The 17,115-nt window shown below is 67.6% G+C and carries 21 protein-coding genes; 4 read left to right on the forward strand and 17 right to left on the reverse strand.

Annotated features, from left to right (window positions below; all coding sequences use genetic code 11):
* Nucleotides 1-29 precede the first annotated feature (29 nt).
* The 13 genes from B4N89_RS14305 to B4N89_RS14365 form a co-directional block, all read right to left on the reverse strand.
* On the reverse strand, nt 30-215 hold the full coding sequence (locus B4N89_RS14305; RefSeq protein WP_078976223.1) for a helix-turn-helix transcriptional regulator: 186 nt from the start codon (nt 213-215) through the stop codon (nt 30-32).
* Nucleotides 212-1,366 (reverse strand): AAA family ATPase, encoded by a 1,155-nt coding sequence (locus B4N89_RS14310; protein WP_078976224.1) that lies wholly within the window; start codon nt 1,364-1,366, stop codon nt 212-214. Before B4N89_RS14310 ends, B4N89_RS14305 begins: the two co-directional genes overlap by 4 nt.
* Nucleotides 1,363-2,244: a bifunctional DNA primase/polymerase gene (locus tag B4N89_RS14315; RefSeq protein WP_078976225.1), complete on the reverse strand. Its 882-nt coding sequence runs from the start codon at nt 2,242-2,244 to the stop codon at nt 1,363-1,365. Before B4N89_RS14315 ends, B4N89_RS14310 begins: the two co-directional genes overlap by 4 nt.
* A 34-nt stretch (nt 2,245-2,278) precedes the next feature.
* Complete coding sequence (locus tag B4N89_RS14320; RefSeq protein WP_078976226.1) at nt 2,279-2,968, reverse strand: DNA cytosine methyltransferase; 690 nt, start codon at nt 2,966-2,968, stop codon at nt 2,279-2,281.
* A complete protein-coding gene (locus B4N89_RS14325) occupies nt 2,965-3,213 on the reverse strand; it encodes a hypothetical protein (protein WP_143657961.1) in 249 nt (82 codons plus the stop codon). Before B4N89_RS14325 ends, B4N89_RS14320 begins: the two co-directional genes overlap by 4 nt.
* 83 nt (nt 3,214-3,296) lie before the next feature.
* Nucleotides 3,297-3,527 carry a hypothetical protein gene (locus B4N89_RS14330; protein ID WP_078976228.1) on the reverse strand — a complete coding sequence of 77 codons (231 nt, stop codon included), beginning with the start codon at nt 3,525-3,527 and terminating at the stop codon, nt 3,297-3,299.
* A gap of 16 nt (nt 3,528-3,543) precedes the next feature.
* The gene (locus tag B4N89_RS14335) at nt 3,544-3,774 is read right to left on the reverse strand and encodes a hypothetical protein (protein ID WP_078976229.1); all 231 of its coding nucleotides are present in this window, start codon (nt 3,772-3,774) and stop codon (nt 3,544-3,546) included.
* A gap of 36 nt (nt 3,775-3,810) precedes the next feature.
* Nucleotides 3,811-4,092, reverse strand: coding sequence for a hypothetical protein (locus B4N89_RS14340; RefSeq protein ID WP_078976230.1), 282 nt, complete (start codon nt 4,090-4,092; stop codon nt 3,811-3,813).
* Nucleotides 4,093-4,233: 141 nt separating this feature from the next.
* Complete coding sequence (locus tag B4N89_RS14345; RefSeq protein ID WP_078976231.1) at nt 4,234-6,423, reverse strand: cell division protein FtsK; 2,190 nt, start codon at nt 6,421-6,423, stop codon at nt 4,234-4,236.
* A gap of 89 nt (nt 6,424-6,512) precedes the next feature.
* Complete coding sequence (locus B4N89_RS52995) at nt 6,513-7,142, reverse strand: RRQRL motif-containing zinc-binding protein (RefSeq protein ID WP_321170689.1); 630 nt, start codon at nt 7,140-7,142, stop codon at nt 6,513-6,515.
* Complete coding sequence (locus tag B4N89_RS14355; RefSeq protein WP_078976232.1) at nt 7,142-8,512, reverse strand: hypothetical protein; 1,371 nt, start codon at nt 8,510-8,512, stop codon at nt 7,142-7,144. Before B4N89_RS14355 ends, B4N89_RS52995 begins: the two co-directional genes overlap by 1 nt.
* A complete protein-coding gene (locus B4N89_RS14360) occupies nt 8,509-8,934 on the reverse strand; it encodes a DUF3307 domain-containing protein (protein WP_078979357.1) in 426 nt (141 codons plus the stop codon). Before B4N89_RS14360 ends, B4N89_RS14355 begins: the two co-directional genes overlap by 4 nt.
* A complete protein-coding gene (locus B4N89_RS14365) occupies nt 8,931-9,200 on the reverse strand; it encodes a hypothetical protein (RefSeq protein ID WP_078976233.1) in 270 nt (89 codons plus the stop codon). Before B4N89_RS14365 ends, B4N89_RS14360 begins: the two co-directional genes overlap by 4 nt.
* 396 nt (nt 9,201-9,596) lie before the next feature.
* Here B4N89_RS14365 and B4N89_RS14370 point away from each other — a divergent pair, with 396 nt between their 5' ends.
* Nucleotides 9,597-9,929 carry a putative quinol monooxygenase gene (locus B4N89_RS14370; RefSeq protein ID WP_078976234.1) on the forward strand — a complete coding sequence of 111 codons (333 nt, stop codon included), beginning with the start codon at nt 9,597-9,599 and terminating at the stop codon, nt 9,927-9,929.
* Nucleotides 9,919-11,163 (forward strand): helix-turn-helix domain-containing protein, encoded by a 1,245-nt coding sequence (locus tag B4N89_RS14375; RefSeq protein ID WP_078979358.1) that lies wholly within the window; start codon nt 9,919-9,921, stop codon nt 11,161-11,163. The genes B4N89_RS14370 and B4N89_RS14375 overlap by 11 nt, the downstream gene beginning before the upstream one ends.
* Nucleotides 11,164-11,375: 212 nt before the next feature.
* Here B4N89_RS14375 and B4N89_RS48995 read toward each other — a convergent pair whose 3' ends face one another.
* The 4 genes from B4N89_RS48995 to B4N89_RS14380 form a co-directional block, all read right to left on the reverse strand.
* On the reverse strand, nt 11,376-12,278 hold the full coding sequence (locus B4N89_RS48995) for an S-4TM family putative pore-forming effector (protein ID WP_143657962.1): 903 nt from the start codon (nt 12,276-12,278) through the stop codon (nt 11,376-11,378).
* Between the two features lie 12 nt (nt 12,279-12,290).
* Nucleotides 12,291-13,175: a nucleotidyltransferase domain-containing protein gene (locus B4N89_RS49000; protein WP_143657963.1), complete on the reverse strand. Its 885-nt coding sequence runs from the start codon at nt 13,173-13,175 to the stop codon at nt 12,291-12,293.
* 452 nt (nt 13,176-13,627) lie between these two features.
* Nucleotides 13,628-15,193 carry a phosphotransferase gene (locus B4N89_RS53355; protein WP_107504186.1) on the reverse strand — a complete coding sequence of 522 codons (1,566 nt, stop codon included), beginning with the start codon at nt 15,191-15,193 and terminating at the stop codon, nt 13,628-13,630.
* A gap of 103 nt (nt 15,194-15,296) precedes the next feature.
* Nucleotides 15,297-15,587, reverse strand: a complete 291-nt coding sequence (locus tag B4N89_RS14380; protein WP_143657964.1) for a hypothetical protein — start codon at nt 15,585-15,587, stop codon at nt 15,297-15,299.
* A gap of 423 nt (nt 15,588-16,010) precedes the next feature.
* Here B4N89_RS14380 and B4N89_RS14385 point away from each other — a divergent pair, with 423 nt between their 5' ends.
* Nucleotides 16,011-16,877, forward strand: a complete 867-nt coding sequence (locus B4N89_RS14385) for a helix-turn-helix domain-containing protein (RefSeq protein ID WP_078976236.1) — start codon at nt 16,011-16,013, stop codon at nt 16,875-16,877.
* Nucleotides 16,874-17,074: a DUF397 domain-containing protein gene (locus B4N89_RS14390; protein WP_078976237.1), complete on the forward strand. Its 201-nt coding sequence runs from the start codon at nt 16,874-16,876 to the stop codon at nt 17,072-17,074. Before B4N89_RS14385 ends, B4N89_RS14390 begins: the two co-directional genes overlap by 4 nt.
* The last annotated feature ends 41 nt before the right edge of the window (nt 17,075-17,115 follow it).

A 17,115-nucleotide genomic window follows, 5' to 3' on the forward strand; every position in this document is an offset into this window, starting at 1 on the left:
CGAGTAGCCACGCCCCGGCGGTTGGCGGATCAGGCGGATTTCTTGAGGCCGGCCCACCAGGCGTCAAGGTCGGCCCGGTGGATTCGAAGGTGACCGTTGGGCAAAGGGGTGATCTCGGGAGCCTCGCCGCGAGCACGCATCCGATAGAACGCGGCGCGGGACATGCCGATCTCCTCAAGCACCTCGGACAACTTCAACGCTGCGGGTCGCTTCACTTGCCCTCGCTTTCGTCGGTGCCGGACAGTCCGGACAGGTCGTATCCGAGCTGTCCGGGGTGATTGCGCAGGTCAGGCGGGGTAACCGGACACCCGGACAGCTCGGACACGTCTGTCCCGGTGGCTGTCCGGGTGGCGGTGTCCGGGTAGTACCGGCCGCCGGGGTCCTTGGTGAGTTGTCCGGCGTCGGCCATGCGTGCGCAGGTGCGGCGCACGGTGTCGGGGTCGACGTCGGGCAGCGCGGCGGCGATGTCCTTCGGCCGCGCCCCGGGGTTGGCCCGGACGTGGCGCAGGATGACCGCGCGGGTGTCGCCCATCGTGTGGTCGGACGCGGGTCCGTCAAGGAGCTGCCATGCGCCGGTTTCGGGCTTGAACGACAGGGCGTATTCGGCTTCGTCCACGTCGCGGCCGGTGACGTGAAGGATGCTGTCGGCCTGTCCGCGGGCGCGCTTGAGGACGAGTGTGGCGTCCGCCGCTCCGGCGAGTCCGTTGGTGCCGGACACCTCGGCGAGGAAGTCGTCACTGCCCGCCTTGCGGACGTGGTGGACGAGCACGACCGCCACGCCGAAGCAGTCGGCCAGGGCCTTGGCGCGGCCCACCGCGGCATAGTCGGCGTCGTAGGCGGATGCCCCGGGTGCGCTGTTGCCGCGCATCTTGGCGAACACGTCGATGACGACCATGCGAGCGTCCGGGTGGCGCTCCAGCCAGTTCGCGATGGCCTCGCTTCCGCCCTGGGGAAGCGGCGGACACGACGTCGCGAGCGTGAGCCCGTGCGGGGCCGGGCGCCCGGCGAGTAGCTTGCCCATGCGGGACTGGAGCCGCCGGGCGGTGTCCTCAAGCGCCAGGTAGAGCACCGGCCCGCCGTCGACCGGGATCGTGTCGAACGCGAGGCCACCGGCCGCCACACACAACCCGAGTCCGAGCGACATCCACGACTTGCCGACCTTCGGCGGGCCACAGAGCAGGCTCACGCCCTCGCACAGGATCCCGGGCACTGCCCAGCGCGGTTCGGGGAAGTCCATGCCCATGAGTTCGTCGGCGGTCCACGCGGTCTTGATCCGGGCCGGTGCCGCGGGCGCCTGCGCGCCGTCGTCCGAGGTGGGGACGGCGCGCAGGTGCTCGGCCAGAGCCGGATGCGGGACGGCGGTCATGCGGCAACCGTGCGCGGCCGGGCCCGACCCTTGGCGAGGCCGGACCGGATCGTGCGCCGGGCCTCGCCCTCGCCCTGACCGACCCGCATCGCCGCGGTCAGAAGCCAGTCGGTGACGTCGTACTCGGAGAGCGCGCCACCGGCAACGAGCTGACCCAGGGCGACGGACGAGTGGTAGAGCGCGATGTTGTGCCCATGCGGCGGCGAGTCGAGCACCGCGTTCACCTGCCCGGTGACCGCAGCGTTCAGGTAGGCCGTGCGCCGGTCGATGGCGACCGGGATGCTCATCGGCTCCTGCGGCGGTAGCGGTGCGGGCCGCAGGAGTTCGGCGAGCCACTTCGGGAGCGGGGCGGGCGGGGCGTCGTTGAGGATCGCGTACGGGGCGCCGTCGATGAGACTGCCGGGGCCGACGACGTAGCCGCCGACCGCGCGGGTGTCGACCTTCCACCCGAGCTTTCCCGCAGTGTTGCGGAAGTCGACGCCCTCGGGTGCGAGGAAGTACAGGTGCTGCCCACCGGTCGGCGTGCCGACCGTGAACGTGTCCCCGGGGCAGGGCTGTTCGGCCGCAGCGGCAAGCAGGGTGAACACGTCGGCGCCGTCGGTGGCGCCCTGCTCGGCCCACTCGGCAGGCGGAACGTCGGTGTCGGTCTTGGGCTTGTCCAGGTCGACAACCACCAGGCGCGTGGGCCCGGTGGCCAGGCCGATGTTGTACGCGCCGTGGTCCCAGCACCGTGCGATGCGCTCGGCGTCGGTCGTGGCGCGCTCCTGCCACCCGCTCACGGCGGGCTTCTTGCCGTTCGGGACGAGCGGGAAGACGTGCCACCCACGCTCGGCGAGCGCGAGCGCCGCGGCCTTCAGGGTCGGGTTCGGTCGGGTCATGGTGTCCCTCCGGTCCGGTTTCGTGGGGAGTGCGCTACGCGGCGCTTGCAGTCGATCGGGAGCGGTCGGCGAGGAATTGACGGCCGACGAGGTGCGTGTACGCGGGCGGGATCGCTTCGGCGATTTCGCGGCGGACATCGGTCCAGTCGATGCCCATGGCGGCCTGCCATTGGGCGACGGTGCCCTTGCCACCCCCGTCGCCGTAGACGGCGAAATACGGGCCCGTGAACCACTCGCCGTGACGCATTCCGGCGACACGTCCGCGGTGCGGCCGATGTTCGAGAGCGGTGATGGTGAAGCCGTGAATCTCGAAGTAGCGGTGCCGGATGACGGCGAGGTCGAACATCTCCCCGCACAACCGCAGATCGCGTCGTACTTCGGCGCCGGCGACGTTCTCGATGACGAATGGCACGCCGGTCGCGGCGAGGGTGTCGCGGGTGGGTGCGATCAGCCGCGGGTAGGTCCGGCCGCGGTTGGTGCCCTTGGTGAGCGAGCACGCGTCCTGACAGGGCGGCGAGGCGTGGACGAAGTCGAAGTCCGCGGCGTGCGCTTCGGCGTACTCGATCGCGTCGGCACGAACGAACGCGTCACCGCAGTAGTTCGGCTGCTCGGCGATGTCGACACCGGTGACGTGGAACCCGGCGAGCTGGTAGCCGCGGGCCGCGCCGCCGGCGCAGCAGAACAGGTCGAGCAGGCGCGGCCGGTCGGCCCGGGCGGTACTCACGAACCCTGCTCAGTCGGTGCGCCGGCACGGGCGATGAGCGAGGCGACGGTCAGGACGGTGGGGTTGTCCCAGTCGCCGAGCCAGTCGACCATCAACCTGTCGTACGCACCGAGTTCCACGCCCGCGTCGGCGAGGACGCGGTACAGCAGCGCGCGCCTTTCGTTCGCGGTCCGGTGGGCGTTGCCCCACGGCGGGGTGTCCAGCGGTCCGGGCGGAACGGACATTTCCCGAATGGGCTCTGTCATGCTGGATGTCTCCTGTTTCCTGTTGGCTGCGGGAGCCCGAGGCGGCCGGCGACTTGCCGGAAGACGGTCGCCTCGGGGCGGGTCTAGAACGGCGGTTCGGTGCTGTACGCGGTATGCGGAAGGCGCCCGTACGGGATGCGGATGCGAGGCCCGTCGTTGCACGGGCACGCGACCATGTCGGGGTCTTCCGGGTGAGCGGCGTTGCCTTCCCACCACCCGCCCTCGCCGTAGCAGAGGTCGCAGTTGGGGTCGGCGCCGCGCTCGATGTGGACGGCGCGGTGCTCGCGGTAGACGAACCAGCGGCGGATGCGCATGTGGTGTGGTCTCCGTTCAGCCGAGGGCGGAGGTGAAGGCGTCGATGGCGCCCGCGACGAACGTTCCGGTGGAGTCGTTGAGCGAGGCGGCGAACGCTGTGGCGGAGAGGTTGACGCCGGCAACGAACAGGCAGAATCCGGCGAGCTTGGGCGCCTTGTTGCCGGCGAGCAGGAGGAACGCGGCGGCGAGCAGGATCACGGGCAGGCCGATGACGACGGTGGAGCCACCGGCGGCGAGAGTGTTCACGGTTGGTCTCCTGACTGGTGGTCGAAGGAGCGCGGGTCAGCGAGTGCCGTCGGCGTGGATCCGCCGGGCGTGGTTGTGGATGCGGCGGCCGATGCGCAGGCGGGCGCCGGTGCCCTTGCAGCGGCGGCAGGGCTTGCGGATGCGGCGCTTGGGCTTGGTCGGCGTGCCGTTCGCGGCGCGGCGCTTGTCCCGCCAAGGGATGTGGTTGCCGGTGCCGTCGCACCGGCGGCACGGGCCGAACGGCGAGATCAAGCACAGCAGGGTGTAACCCACGGTCACAAGCAGGGCGGCGATGGTGGCAAGTGCGGCGAGTGCCATGAGGAGCCTCCTGAAGCCTGTTTCGGGGTGTGCGAGGGGAAGGCCGCTAGTCGATAGCGTCCTGATCAGGTGCTGTTTGGGTCGCTAGCAGGGTCGCTTGCGCAAGCGAGGGTTCGTGCTTGCGCAAGCGACCGGCTGAACCTAGTCGGCGACGCGGTTTCGGTTGCGCTCCGTGATTGCGGCGGCGATGTGCTCCCGGAGGATGCCGCGCCGGTTGACGGTCTTGCCGTCCACCCGTCGGCTGATCTGCTCCGTGGCGATCCCGTAGGGCTTGAGCGCGTTGGTGAGCTGTTCGGCCTTGGGCTTGGGCTCCAGCGCGGCCCACGGGCCGTACGTCTCGGGGCTCAGTTCGGCGAGGCGGTCCACGATGGTCTCGGACCACACCTTGTCCTCGCCGCGGCCGAGCACGGCGGCGACGTCGTCCAGGATCGAACCCGACTCGGCGCCCGGGGCGGCCTCGCCGATCGCGTCGCCGGACAAGGTCCCCTCGTCGGTGCGCAGGGCGAGCGCGCGGGTGAGGATGACCTCGGCGTCGGAACCATCGGCAAGGTAGGTGCGCACGATCCCGGCTTCGTCCGTCATCCCGCGCAGCACGCCGACGCCCTTGTGGGAGCGCAACAGCCGTGAGGCGTCGAGTCCTTCGCTGTACGCGCCCGCGCCGAGGACGACGTCCGAGACCTGCCAGGAACCGACCTTGAGGCTGAAGCGTGCCTGGTGCTGGTCGCGCAGAACGGAGGGGCACGCCTTGTCGTCCGGCTTCTGCGTGGCCACCAGCACCGACACACCGACCGCCGGGGCCACCCGTGCCAGGTAGACGAGCAGTTCGAGGATCAGCTTCCCGTGTGTGGGGTGCTGAAGATATTCCTGGACTTCGTCCACGATCACGACCGTGAGCGGCATGTTCAGGCGCTTGTTCCGGGAGATCTCCGGGGTCAGCTTGCCCTCGGGGCACACGTTCAGTGGCATCTCAGACAAGCGGTGGTAGCGGTCCTCCACGTCCGCCTTCAACTCGGTGAGGGAGTCCACGAAGTGCTCGACAGGGTCGACCCCGTCACGCGGGACGATGCCGAACCCGATCCGGTGGGCGATCTTCCTGAAGCCGCGCCAGTCCGGCGACGCCTTCCCGTCGAAGAGCACGATCCGCACGAACGGGTCCAGCGCCGCGGCGAGCGCGATGGTGCGTGCCGAGAACGTCTTGCCCTGCCGGGGCACCGCGCCGACCAGCAGCGACAGCCACAGCATGGTCACCATCACCTCGTTGCCGCGTTCGTCGCGGCCCCACGGGATCGGCTTCCAGAAGTCCACCCGATCCGTGTGCAGCAGGGGCGTACGCCCCGGGGAGACTGCGAGCGGGTCCGTCCCGGCCACCCACATCGACACCCGCCGGGCGCTGGAGACGTCCTTGTCGAGGAACACCTGAGTGGGTGCCACGTCGATGCCGGACGCGAGACGGTCCTGTGCGTTGAGAGCGTCGGCGAACGTCTTGCCGTAGGGCAGGTCGACCACCACCCGCCACCCGTCGCCCTCCTGCACGATCGGCCGCGGGAACGCGATCCCCTGATCCTTGGTCGTCAGCCCGGCCGACACGAACGCCCGAACCACGATGTCCGAGGTGAGCTTGCGCGCCCGGAACTTCACCCGCGCGCCCTCGATCACCGGACGATCCGCCGGAGTACCGGCCCAACCGAGCACGGCCACGATCGCCGCCGCGGCGAGGACGTCCACCCACGCGGGCGCCAGCACCCACACCGCGAGCGCGAGTGCCAGGCCCAACGCGCCCGCGAGCACGGCGATCGTGGCGCGCAGCTTCACCCGCCCATTGCGCTGCCTCGACAACCGCAGGTACTCGGCCGCGTCACCGGCCTGCACCGCGGCGGCACGGATCGGCGCGCCCTCGGCGTCGAAGACCCACCGGCACGTGGACGCCGACCAACGCCACGCACCCCGCGGCGCGTACGCGGTGAGCTTGGCCGAGTACAACGGCACGCGCACCAAGTGGTAGGCGCCGGTCTCGCGGTAGTGGTGGACCAACCAGCGGGCGAACGCCCGGCGTTCGGCGTCGACCGTGAGCCACGGCGGCAGGATCGGCCGGCGCGCTTCGTCCTTGGCCTTCATCATCTCGGCGAGCGAGAGCGGGTAGACCTGCTCCGGCAGGTCGACCACCTGACCCTCGGCCACGTCGTCCGACTCGGCCGCCTCGCGGTCGGCGTCGGGCAGTTCGGCCACCCACTCGCCGAACGCGTCCCGGTCGCGCTTGCGCAGCGGGATCACCTCGGCGTCAGCCGGATCGATAGTGGTGCCTTCAGGGCCGTTCACGGTTTCCTGCGTCATGCTGGTTGTCTCCTCATCGGGGAGAGCGGGCACCGGCGGTTGCTGCCAGGCGTGGCCGGTGCCCGCACGAATCAGGTCGTGGCGCGGTTCTAGCGGTACGGGTTGGACGCGTGGTCGCCGATCGCGTCGCGCCACGCGGTGTAGGTGTCCGCGTCGACGTACAGGCCGGTGATCTGCGTGGCCTGCGCCGCCGCGAGCGCGAGGGTGGCGTGAACCTGGGCGTGGGCGTAGATGACCCCGGCGTGCCCGGGGTGCGCGTCGCCGCAAGAGACGAACTCAAGCAGGCGTTCGGCTTCGCGGTAGTGCTCGGCGCCGGTCACGGCGACTCCCATCGGGTTCGAAGAGGCAGGGCTGCTTTCGGAGTCCGCGCACGGCACGCACGCGCCGAGTCGGACGGAGATCACGTAACCCCGGTCGATGCGGCAGGTGGGGCAGGTACGGCGGGCGCGCATCGCGGCGGCGAGCGCCCGGTAACGGCCCTCGGTCATCGGCCGAACCGGGCGGGCCCGGTCGACGCGGTACAGGTAGGCCACCCGCACCCCGCGCGCCTTGGACTGCCACAGGATCTGCGCGACCGGATCCTGACCACCGGGCCGAAGTCCTTCGGCGCGGAGCTGACGGCGAGTCATCAAGCCGTCGGGCGCGGCCCGCCATGGGTAGGTCGGCGTGCCGTAGCGGGCGCCGGTCGGGTCCCAGAAACGTGCCCGGAACCGGGCCATCACGCGCTTCCGGTCGCGGTGTCGGGGTCGACCACCAGGTGCAGTCCGGCGGCCGACCGTTCGGCCAACAGCGCGTCCCGCAGCGTCCGGCCCTTGGCGGCCGACGTGCGGACCGCCTTGCGCACCGCCTCACCGGTCAACCGGTCGACCGGCCAATCAGCCGTCGCCTTCCGCGCCAGGGCAAGGAGTTCGTCACTCGTGCGAACGCGCTCGGTCGACTTCGCCGCCGTCGGAACCTTCCCGGTCGACCTGCGCGGACGCGCACCAGTCGACCGACCCACACCCGACTCGGCCTTGTTGTTTTGCGACGAAATATGCTGATCAGGGGTCGACTGCTCAAGGTCGGTCGGGGTGGTCGTGTGGACCCTGCCGAGCAGTTCGGCGACCGGCCGCGCCGAGTCGAACGCGAGGATCAGCGCGTCCCGGACAGCCTCGTCGGAGTCGAGCACCGATCCGCCCGGCGCGATGTCGGCGAGCGTCGCGGTCGGCGTCTGGAGCACCGACAACGCGACCGGGTCGACACCCGACTCGGGCGCGTCGGCGAGCAGTTCGCCCACCCGCCGAACCGCCTTGTGGTGACGCTTGAGCGTCCGCCGGGTCACGCCCGGGTCGGCCCCGTGGATCGCTCGCCACGCGATGATCCATGCCGCGTCGTCGGTCAGGCCGGGCACGGACGCGAGTAGGTCGCGCATGCGCCGACTTACCCGGCGGAACCGCGCCTTGCGGTACAGCTCGGCGCGCAGCTGCGCGCCGGTCTTCCCGCCCGCATGCTCGGTCTGGCTGTGTGCGTAGGACTCCCACAGCAACACGCCGAGCATCGACGCGATCCCCAGCACCGTCGCGAGCGGAACACTTCGGTGGTAGGTGTGCGCGACGTTCAGTGCTGCGGCGGCGAGCGCCGAGCCCCAGGTGATCACGCGGTACAGCCCGGCCGGGCGGCCGGCCTCGATCGCCTTGGACGCCATCGCCGCACCGGCCCACGCGGCGCCCTCGGACATCGCGGTCACCAGCACCGCAAGCGCCGGGTGCATGCCGAGCGCAAGATAGAACGACATCTGCGCGGGCCACGCCGTGCCCACCGACGCGACCATGATGGCGGTCACCATCACGAAGTCGCGCCGAGCGAGCACCCCATCGAACCGCTTGCGCCACCGGTGGTTGCGCTCCGCACGGGCGGTCGCCTTGTCCTGCTCGGCGTCGGCCCGAGCGGTGCGCTCGGCATCGCGTTGAACGGCGGCGATCCGCGCGACGGCTTCGGCCTGGGCGAGCGCGGATGCGGCCTGCTTGGCCTGCGCGGCGGCCTGGGCTTCGGCGACCTTGGCCTTGTCGAGCTGTCGGCCTGCGCGCATCGAGTAGACGGTGTCGGTCACGACGTCACCCCCGTGATGATCAGGGCGGCGACGAAGAGCCACCCGATGTGCCAGGACTGATCGAGCAGGTACGGCGCCTGCGGGTCGCGCTCCCACCACGTGCCCTTGCCGACCCGCCGGGCCAGCCCGGCGAGCGTGTGTCGGCGGTCCGCCCACCAGTGCGACAGCGCGTCGACCACCAGGCCGACGACGACCGCGAACAAGTTCAGCGGCAACGCGAACACCAGCCACGCGGCGGCGAGGAACACCACCTTGACCGCCGTCAACGACACGACGTGCCGCGCGGCCCAGAAGCGGCCCGACCAACCGGCCGCACCCTTGCCCAGCGCTTCCCGATCCGTCTGCACCCAGTGGTCACCCACCATGTGCGCGGCATAGAGCGCGAACCCGACGGCGGCGAACGCGCCCGGATCGGCGCTCACGCGGCCCACCGCCGAGCCACGAAACGACGACTCGGCATGACCAGCACACGCGCCGACTCGCACAGCAGCCGCTCGGCGTAGTCGGCCAACTCGGGCGCCTCGCGCCGCAGCGCGGTCAGGATGTCGCACGCGGCGTCGACCCGAGCCGCCCGCTCCTCGGCGGACTCCCCGTCGACCCCGAGGAACAGTTCCGGGTCGACGCCGAGCGCCAACTCGGTGAACTCGAAGTTCGTCACGGCCAGACGGCCGTTCACAATGGTTCTCACGGTCGTACTCCCCACATCGGAGTTGCGACCCACGGGGCGCCCGCCTTCCGCCAAGTCCGCGGGCGCCCCGGCACACATCGGTGTGCCCCGTCTTGAGAGACGAGTGGCCGTGGCCCCCGACGCACGCGTGATGCCGCGCGCCGAGGACCAAAAGCACTCGTTTCGATCTCGTTCGTCACTCTGTTGAGTTCTCAAGGACCGAGCTGTCCCGGCGCTTACGGGCGTACGGCCGAAGCCGCCTTCCCTGGCAGATCGCACAGTGCTCTGCGCCGCTTCAGTAGATGAAGCAACACTGCGAACGTACTCACAGAAAAACTGCGAGTCAAGAGAAACTGTTAGTCGCAGGAAAACAGCGAGCGTGTGAGACTGGCTGTTGCCCTGTGAGAGGAGCGAGACGTGGCCTTCGGCCTGAACGTGCGCTTCACTGCCCGCGACGAAGCGGCAGTGGAAGCCTTTGACGCCCTGGTGGCAGAGACCTTGGTCGGCATCCGGGAACTCGAACCCGGGACGCTCATCTACGTGAGTCACACCGTGGAGGGGCAGCCGCTTCAGCGGATCTTCTACGAGCTGTATGCGGACCGGGCCGCCTTCGATCGGCACGAGCAACAGCCGCACGTCCGGCGATTCCTTGCTGTTCGTGAGCAGTACATCGACGCCGTCGAAGTGGACTTCCTGGAGTCCGTGGACGGCAAGGGTGTTGTACAAGGGGAGGTGGCCGGTGGCGTCTGATGATGAGCGCAAGGCTTTCGGGGCGCGGGTCGCAGCGCTCCGGAAGCAACGCGGCATCAAGCAGACGGAATTGGCGACCGCGGTCGGTCGTACACCAAGTTGGGTGTCCCAGGTCGAGCGCGGCGTACAGCCCGTTTCGCGTCTCGATGTCCTACAACTGCTGGCCGACGCGCTCGGCGTCTCGGTCCAAGCGCTGAACCCCGATGCTCCGGTGACGTCCGTACCGCCACCCGCGGTGCCGGAGGGACCGAACGATCTCGATACCGCGCGTCTGACCATCTCCGGTCACCCAGCGCTCGGCGCCTTGCTGGCAGGCAGGGCGGCAACGGCTGAGCCATCCACGCTCGCCGACCTAAGTGGCCAAGTTGACGAGTTGTGGGAACTGACCCACACCGCGCGGTTCGCCGAACTCAGTGCTCAGGTTGGGCCGTTGGTCGATCGCCTGGAAGCAGCGGTGCGAACCGCGCCCAATGCCGACCGGCCCGCGCTGCATGCCCTGCTCGCGCGTGTCTACCAGGCACTGGCCGCGGCCTTCGTTCGCCAAGACGAAGCCGATGCCGCGTGGATCGCTGCGGACCGCGCCATTCGTGCCGCCGAGCAGTCCGGTGACGTACTGCCGGTGTTCGCAGGCATCTACCGTCTTGCTCAAGCTTTCGTGAGGCTCAAGCGTTTGGACCAAGCCGAGCACGCTGCGGCAACCGCCATTCGAGCGCTGGAATCGCACGGCGATGCCGAGTTGTCCGTACCGGAAGGGCTCTCCGTGCTCGGATCGCTCCGCTTGATCCTGGCGTTGGTCCATGCCCGCTCCGGCAATCGCGACCAGGCCCGTGCCGAGATCAGCGAAGCGCGATCCGTCGCCCGGCGCATCGGAGCGGACCGCAACGACTTCAACCTTGAGTTCGGCCCGACGAACGTGGAAATCCAAGCTGTTTCCACTGCCGTGGACCTCGGCGACGCTGGCGAGGCACTGGACATCGGTGCACGCATCAACGCCGAAGTGCTGTCCCCGGAGCGCCGCTCACGACTCCTGATGGACCTTGGCCGCGCCCATGCCCAACGACGACACGTCGGCGAAGCAGTCGAGCACCTGCTTCGCGCCGAAGAACTCGCCCCCGAAACCGTCCGCAGCCACACCGCGTCCCGCGCCGCCATTCGCGAACTGACCCTGATCGCCGGGCGCACGGCTCCACCCGAACTCGTCGGCCTTGCCGAGCGGTCGGCAGCGCTGGACTAGGTCGGTTGGTGTCCCGCGTGTCCGGCTGTCCGGTTATACGCTCTGACCTGGGAAGGAGCGTCGGACACTTGGGACTGTGAGTGTCCGGAGTGTCCGAGCGCGAGAGCCGCTGAAACCCCCACGTGTTTCAGCGGCTCTTGTGCAACCTAAAGAGTCCGCGTCAGGCCGATCGAAGCCGTGGTGCGAATATCTGGTGTTGTTTTAGCATCGGACTAGGGTGTCCTGCCGTGCCGGATCGCATCTTCGATTAGATGCTCGGCGCTCTCCTGCATAAGCGTCTCATTGCGGGTGCGTCGCAAGTTGTCGAGCCAGTCGGGAATATGGGCGTTGCTTTGCCGGGAACTCAAGATCAAGTCTTGCACTGATCGACAGTTCTCGATCGTCACAGCGGAGCGGTCCCGCATACCTCGGTCCCACAGCGCCAGTACTTTAGCCTCTGTCTTGGCCTTTGTGTCTGCACTTTCACGGTTAGATGTGATCATTTCAACAAGTTCGCGCCCTGGCCCCAGAAAGGGAACAAGGACTGCGGTCAGGGCTTCGGCTGTTGAGAGATCGGCGATCAACATGACGGCGACGCCTACCAAGACCAACAAGACCATGGCACCTGTCAGACACGCGGCGTAGAATCTGTGCATCGACGAACCCCACCCGAGGTTGCTTCGCTGACAGATAAGTACATCCAGGGGGCGAACTACGTTACGGGTGTCCGGGTACCAGTCTTTCGTGCGCTTCCCTCGATATCGGGCTGCGGCCTCCGCAACAACAGTTGGCGAGGGGCGGTCGGCGGCGAATTCGTTCCATGGGAGGTTAAAGACATGCGTGTCGAATTCCTCCTGCACGTACGACGCCTCCCGACGCCGGCGCTTCTCTCTACCGCTCGCCACCACAGACCAGAGGAAGGCTACCGCGCCACCGATCGCCCCGACCGTTAGACGAATATTTTGGAATGAGAGCGCAACGACGACAGTTGCGACACCGAGCGCGAGCACGGTTAGAACCCGTATGTCGTGGATGTGCTTTGCATCTGTGTAGAGGCGGGACTGGGCCGCCAAGAGTCGCTGAGAGTGGGTGGTGTTCTGGGCAATAGCGATGGGCGTCGATTGAGGAGTGGCCATATTGTCCTCGACTTAGGAGGAGGTTTCGCAATATGGGAATCCGCCGCCCCAAATGGCTTGCAGGGCCTGATTCATCTCCCATCTTCTCGACTCCCCGGATAGCCATGAAGATTCGGCCGTATCAAGGTTTTTCTTCAATGTACGGAGCCTTGCCATCGCGGTGAGTCGACTACTCTCGCTGGAGTACGCCGTGATGCGGGACACAAGTTGGGTTGGGTCGTTCATTGCTGCAAGTTCGGTGCTGATCATTCTCCCGACGATCGCGCGAAGCGCGCTAAGTGCCCAGATGCTGTCGTTATTCTTCCCGTACTCGGCGCAGCGCATCTCAAGGTAGAACGACGAGATCGGCACTCCGTGCTCATACTTCCAGGCCTTGAGCAACCTGGCGATCTTCCGAACGTTGCCGAGGTGATTGCTGTCCATCTTGGCAACAAATTTATTGTGTGCCTGAGGTGCGGCCTCGCGCCACCCACCACCAGAAGCCGGGATCGCAACCACTCTTTTCTCGTCACTATTGCCACGCAGCAGATAGGCTGGGGTGATCTCATAGTTGGTCACAATGCCGGTGAACCGCAACGTTACAGTAGGGCGATCTACGGCTACGCTATTTGCCTCCCACAGCTTTGCCTTCAGGATATAGCGCATTTTTTCCAGAATTGTGGTTGAGGAGAGAGGCTTATCTTCATAGTGAATGCGGGCCATATAGTCGACATCGCTGTGTGGCATGACTGCTGTACCGTGCTGGAATGATCCACTCTGAAAGAATGAAAGCAGACGGAATTCGGCACTCAAAATTTCATGGATTCGCTGACGGTACCGGCGAACCTCGGCTTTTGCCCAGTCCTTCGGAGCGCGTTCAGCCAGGTACTGGTCTACTGCTTGCCAGAGTGCAGTCATCTGCTTCCCCTCACCTGTCGTGAAGACTCTAAAGGTCTCCGACGACAACGGCGATGGACTCCAAGCGATTTGGAGCCGTCCGACTGTCCAGACATGGCTGCGACCAGCACGAACAACTCGGACAAGATCGAATGAGGCTGTCCGGCCTGTCCGGTACCTCAGGGTCAAGGGCTTGCTGAAACATCCCGGTGTTTCAGCAATCTTCCCGCCCGCGTTCGCAAGTCTCATGCCGATCGGACGTAAGGCGGCGGATGGGTAATCCATGGGTGAGGGCGACGAAGTCGCTCCTTCATCTGTTCTTTGCCCTGGTCAGCGGCTTGACGCCCCGATCCGTGGCGCGGGCTGTAATTTGACTCCCTCTCGGGTCCTGCCAGCAGCCCCGGCAACCATGATCATGGGCCATGTGCGGGCCTCTGGGCCATCCATCAGACCGATACACCCGTTGTCGCAGGTCAGACTGGCTTTCGACGAGTGATCGCCTCTGTTCGGCGAGGAGAGCGGGTCTCTTCTTTTTTGGGCGCTTCGCGCCGGCTCGCGAGGGACCACTTTTTTCTCTCCCCCGCTTCGCTCCTCCGAGAAAAAAGCGGCCCCTCGCTCGGGGCCGTGTGCCCCTCCGCTTCGCTCCGGGTCACCCGGCCCAAGTTTTGCGGCTCCGCCGCTCTCCGCGCTTCGCGCGTCGATCGCGTTGGCGGCCTGGGTCGTGGGCGCTGACGCGCCGGAGCGGGTGGCGGACCGGGGGCCGAAGGGGGAGTCGGCCCACGCCAGGCCTGCAGCGACGCACCCCTTCCGGCTGCGAAGCAGAGGCGCATCGAGCCAGGACGGGCACCTACACGCGAAGCACCACTCCTGGGCCGCGTGGTGGACGTGCAACGTGGCGCGTGGCGAGGGGACTTGGTGGTGGGGGACTGATGCGCGATTACGCCATTACCCCTGCCGCGCGGGCTGCCACGGTCCAGTCGTGGGTGGGGTGCTTGGTGGCGGCGGCGAGGTCTGCTCGTCGTGTGGCCTGGTGCCGGTCTTCGTTCGCGCCGGTGGTGAGGCGCCTGCGGCGTCGTGCGGCGAGTTCTGCCGGCGTCATCAGGTAGGGCGGGACGACCGTTGCCGAGTCCTGCGTCGGTGGGGCGTCGAAGGCCGGCACGGGCGGGATGAAGTCGCGCCATCTGGGGCGGGGTTGGGGCCTCGGGGTGGTGGGGCGGCACGGGCGGGGGCGTTTCGGTTCGGCTGGGTGCGCGTGCTTTTCGGTCGGTGCCGACGGGGCGCCGAGTTTGCGCATCCGTCCGACCAAGGTGGCGATAAGGTGCTTCACGTCGTCGGCTCCTGTTCAGGCTTGGCTGTCGGCCGATCCCGGGGCCGTTCCAGCGGTCGCCGGGGCTTGTTCGTTGGTTACCGGGTGAGCAGCGAATTCCACCGTTCGGCCTGGCCGGGTAGGTTTCGCGCGTTTGCCTCCGCCATCGCGCCGGTGACGAACGCTCGGATGCCCGCGTTGGATGCCGCACGCCATGTCGGGAACTGTCGTAGCCACGCATGCCCCAGTCCACGAAGCAGGCGCGTTTGCCGTTCCCGTGGTCTCCGATGAGCACGTTCCACGGGTTGAGGTCGGTGTGCAGCAGGTGTGTTCCGCCGAGTAGGGAGCGTTCGGCGGGGGTGAGGTGTTGCGCCCACCGGTCGGCGAGCGGGGGGAGGGCGAGTGCGTGCGGTGCGCGGGTACGGCCCGCTCGGCTCAGGGCGTGGGCGAGGGGGCACAGGTCGGTTCCGTTGGGGGTCACGTCGGCGTACCGCCCGGTCACGTGGGTGAACAGGAGTACGTCCCAACCGGGGGGCGTGAGGTGTGCGGCTTTGTCGTTCGTGTCCGGCGTGCCCTTGACGAACACCCGGCGCCCCGGCGCCCGCAGCACGGCCGTGAAGGGTGAGGTCAGCCCCTCGGCAAGCGGTTCCGCCGTGTGTACCGGTCCTGTGACCGACTCGATCTCCGCCCGGACGGGGGCGGGTAGTTCGGTCCATGACCAGCGGTGCTCCATGGATTGCCTTTCGTGTCGGTCATGGAAGCGGGTTGTCTACTCGGATGGTGTGGGCCCCGCCCGGTGTTCATCCCTGAGCATCCGGGCGGGGCGGACGTGGGGGTCAGCGCGGCGGCTCGACCCGGTACGGCTCGGAGCCCTTGAGCGGGTACGGCATGCCGCCGGGCGGCACCACCATGACGACCTGGTCGTTGTCGAGCCCGGCGCAGTCCTCGGCTCGTTCGACCCGCCCGGCCGGGTAGGTGTCATGGCCGCGCCCGGGTAGCGGGGCGACCCAATCGCCGAGGGCGTGGCCCGGCGGCGAAAGGGGCTCACGCGGGGGCAGTTCCCACGCCGTGACGATCGGTACGGCTTCCCCGTCCGCACCGACGACGAAGCTCGCTTCGCGGCTCACGACAACCATCCACGAGGGTCACGTCGAACCACCAGTCGGGGATACCGGGCACGAACCCGCCGGATGATCCACCCTCGGATGGCGTACTGATCCGGACTCAACGTCCGCACCATGTCGGGAGAATGCGCCGGTTGTCTCATGTCGCTCCCTTCCAGACCAAGCGTCCCGACGCCGGGACCACGCGCGATCGAGACCGGCGTCGGGACGGTTCAAGGCGCGACGAAGTGGCCGCCCGAAAGGGCGCACCGATCTCCCGGGGTCACCGGTGTGTGTCGGTGATGTCGCTGTATGTAGCCTGCTCGTTCATGATTGATAGTGCAAGTCCCTACTTCAGAGACCCCCAATTTGGATGCGCTGACCTTGTTGCGCCCTCCGTCGCCCGGCAGACTGCTGCCCGAATGGGCAAACCCTGGGAGGGCGCTGGTGACCGTCAACCGCAACCCGACCGTCCGCCAACGGCGGTTGGCGCGGACGCTGCGCGAGATCCGACTCGGTGCGGGCAGGACCATCGCCCATGCCGCAGAGACACTCGCGTGCGCGGAGTCGAAGATCAGTCGCATCGAGGGTGGCCAGTCGGGCATCCGCCTCGTCGACCTTCGCCTTCTTCTCGACTCATATGGCGTTGACGACGCGGACGTGCGTTCTCGCTTGGAGGAGCTCTCGAAGGACAGTCGACAGCGGGGTTGGTGGAATCGCTATGCCCAGGACCTCAATCCCATGTACGCCGACTACATTGCCCTGGAGGCCGACGCGTCGGAGTTCCTGAGCGTCCAACCCTTCTTGATCCCGGGACTTCTTCAGACCGAGGGCTACACTCGCGCGGTCGTCAGGGCTCAGATGCCGGAAGTGACGGATGATCAGGTCGACACCTTGACGAAAATTCGCCAGGAGCGCCGCTCGGTCCTCACTCGGCCGGACCCGTTGACGGTATGGGTCGTGCTCTCGGAATGGGCGCTCGGTCAGGAGATCGGCGGTCGTGAGGTCATGAAGGAACAGCTGAGCTACGTGATCGACATGGCCAGTGAGCCCAACATCAATCTCCAGGTCCTCCCGAAGACCTCGGAAGCTCACGCCGCGCTGTTCGGACCGTTCGTCATCCTGACGTTTCCCGATCCCGCCGAGACTGACGTCGTCTACGTGGACGGCATGGTCAGTACCATCTACATCGAAGAACCCGACGAGGTCGTCAAGTATTCAGCGCTGGCACGCCGCGTCGTCGCCGACGCGCATCCGTACAAGAAGTCACTCGCGCTGATAAAGAGCGCCGTCATTGAGATGGGTTCCAAATGATCGAGAAAACTCGGATAACCAGCTCCGATTTCGCGTGGCGGAAATCCTCGTACTCCGGTGCGCAGAGCGAGTGCGTAGAAGTCGCAGCATTCGAGCACACCACGGCAATTCGGGACAGCAAGGATCGTGGCCGGGGGCATCTCGCCGTGTCGAACGGGTCGTGGCAGGCGCTCGTGGACGCCGCGATCGAGGGTTGATCCCCCGTTGGCGTGGTGGGGGCCGGCCCGTGTCCGCAGGT

Origin of the sequence: Embleya scabrispora, from assembly GCF_002024165.1 — a bacterium.
Classification (GTDB): domain Bacteria; phylum Actinomycetota; class Actinomycetes; order Streptomycetales; family Streptomycetaceae; genus Embleya; species Embleya scabrispora_A.

What these genes read in the sequence shown, in the direction of transcription:
- B4N89_RS14345 (WP_078976231.1), bottom strand. Translation starts at nt 6,423, where the DNA reads ATGACGCAGGAAACCGTGAACGGCCCTGAAGGCACCACTATCGATCCG.
- B4N89_RS14390 (WP_078976237.1), top strand. Translation starts at nt 16,874, where the DNA reads ATGATCGAGAAAACTCGGATAACCAGCTCCGATTTCGCGTGGCGGAAA.
- B4N89_RS53355 (WP_107504186.1), bottom strand. Translation starts at nt 15,193, where the DNA reads ATGGAGCACCGCTGGTCATGGACCGAACTACCCGCCCCCGTCCGGGCG.
- B4N89_RS14330 (WP_078976228.1), bottom strand. Translation starts at nt 3,527, where the DNA reads ATGCGCATCCGCCGCTGGTTCGTCTACCGCGAGCACCGCGCCGTCCAC.
- B4N89_RS14310 (WP_078976224.1), bottom strand. Translation starts at nt 1,366, where the DNA reads ATGACCGCCGTCCCGCATCCGGCTCTGGCCGAGCACCTGCGCGCCGTC.
- B4N89_RS14315 (WP_078976225.1), bottom strand. Translation starts at nt 2,244, where the DNA reads ATGACCCGACCGAACCCGACCCTGAAGGCCGCGGCGCTCGCGCTCGCC.
- B4N89_RS14325 (WP_143657961.1), bottom strand. Translation starts at nt 3,213, where the DNA reads ATGACAGAGCCCATTCGGGAAATGTCCGTTCCGCCCGGACCGCTGGAC.
- B4N89_RS52995 (WP_321170689.1), bottom strand. Translation starts at nt 7,142, where the DNA reads ATGGCCCGGTTCCGGGCACGTTTCTGGGACCCGACCGGCGCCCGCTAC.
- B4N89_RS14340 (WP_078976230.1), bottom strand. Translation starts at nt 4,092, where the DNA reads ATGGCACTCGCCGCACTTGCCACCATCGCCGCCCTGCTTGTGACCGTG.
- B4N89_RS48995 (WP_143657962.1), bottom strand. Translation starts at nt 12,278, where the DNA reads ATGGCCACTCCTCAATCGACGCCCATCGCTATTGCCCAGAACACCACC.
- B4N89_RS49000 (WP_143657963.1), bottom strand. Translation starts at nt 13,175, where the DNA reads ATGACTGCACTCTGGCAAGCAGTAGACCAGTACCTGGCTGAACGCGCT.